Below are 1,240 nucleotides of genomic sequence, written 5' to 3'. Positions count from 1 at the left end.
ATTCCGGCTTGCAATATTGCTCCCTTTTCTGTAATGGAAGCTCGAGCGATTTACCAGGGTGAAATCAAGGATGAATGGAATATGCGTTTAGAAAACGCTTTTGCTGTTCATTATTTTATGGGATCGTGGGGATACAATTAATTTAATACATTCAGAATAATGGAAATACCTCGAATTATACATCAGATATGGAGCGATAAGTACAAGCCTCTGCCTGAATTTTTTAAGACATTGGCGCAGACTTGGAAAGATGTGTATCCGGATTGGGAATACATATACTGGGATGAAGCTAAAATGGATGATTTTGTAAAACGGGAATACCCACTTTATTATAACTTCTATTATACATTACCCTTTGATTCTCAGCGTTGGGATTTGATACGCTTTTTTATTTTGAATAAAATGGGAGGTATGCATGTCGATTTTGACTATGAAGCAGTTGAAAACATGGAATGCCTCTTTGAGGGAAAAACCTGCTGTATCGGATTGGAACCGGATGCGCATGTTCAGCGTTATGGAGTGAAATACGTACTGAATAGTGCTTTGATGGCTTCAGTTCCGGGACATCCCTTTGTGAAGAAATTAATCGAACGTATCTGTTCGCCGGAGACATTGATTTGTAGCCAGGAAAATAAGCCGATGTGTGTATTAAGTACAACCGGTCCTTTATTTCAGGCAAACGTATATAGTTCGTTATCCGAAGAAGAGAAAGAGCAAGTCTATCTGATTCCGGCTAAGAATGTTACTCCATTTGACTCTGTTCAGCTTTATAGGCTGAGAATGGGAGAAAAAAGTGAGGAACTGGAAGCTTGCATGAAGGAAGCCTATGCTGTTCATTATTTTGCGAATACTTGGGTTTCTTTATTATTGTAATTTAATATCTTCTTAATTTTATGATTTATGAGGGGTTGTATAAAAAGATTGGTATTAGTGCCTTTTATTAAATAAGTTATTAATTAAAAAAATAACGACATGAAGCTATTGAAAGATTTAAAAATCAACCAGTTGGTGGTTGAAGAGTTGGAGCAGAAACAAATGTCTGCTCTACGTGGTGGATATAAGTGCGGCTGTGGCTGCTATTGGACTGATTTAGATCCGTATTACGGGGCTAGTATTCAGGATAATTATAATGCTAATTTAAGTAATGGATATACACAGTCTTTTGGTGGAAATATTATCTGTGGAGATACTTATAATCTCGCTTATGCTAGTACACATAAGGCTTCTGAATAAGGCAGCA

General features: G+C 37.0%; 2 protein-coding genes. Both read left to right on the top strand.

All coding sequences use genetic code 11. From position 1 onward, the window contains the following. The first annotated feature begins 159 nt into the window (after nucleotides 1-159). The gene (locus DW103_RS17795; protein WP_122278610.1) at nucleotides 160-873 is read left to right on the top strand and encodes a glycosyltransferase family 32 protein; all 714 of its coding nucleotides are present in this window, start codon (nucleotides 160-162) and stop codon (nucleotides 871-873) included. Between the two features lie 99 nt (nucleotides 874-972). After that, the gene (locus tag DW103_RS17790) at nucleotides 973-1,233 is read left to right on the top strand and encodes a TIGR04149 family rSAM-modified RiPP (protein ID WP_122278608.1); all 261 of its coding nucleotides are present in this window, start codon (nucleotides 973-975) and stop codon (nucleotides 1,231-1,233) included. The last annotated feature ends 7 nt before the right edge of the window (nucleotides 1,234-1,240 follow it).

The sequence above is a fragment of the Parabacteroides sp. AM08-6 genome, from assembly GCF_003473295.1.
In the GTDB taxonomy this organism is placed as follows: Bacteria; Bacteroidota; Bacteroidia; order Bacteroidales; family Tannerellaceae; genus Parabacteroides.
This window is presented reverse-complemented; position numbering and strand designations above follow the sequence as displayed.

Coding starts and splice junctions, on each gene's coding strand:
- DW103_RS17795 (WP_122278610.1), top strand. CDS start 160: ATGGAAATACCTCGAATTATACATCAGATATGGAGCGATAAGTACAAG.
- DW103_RS17790 (WP_122278608.1), top strand. CDS start 973: ATGAAGCTATTGAAAGATTTAAAAATCAACCAGTTGGTGGTTGAAGAG.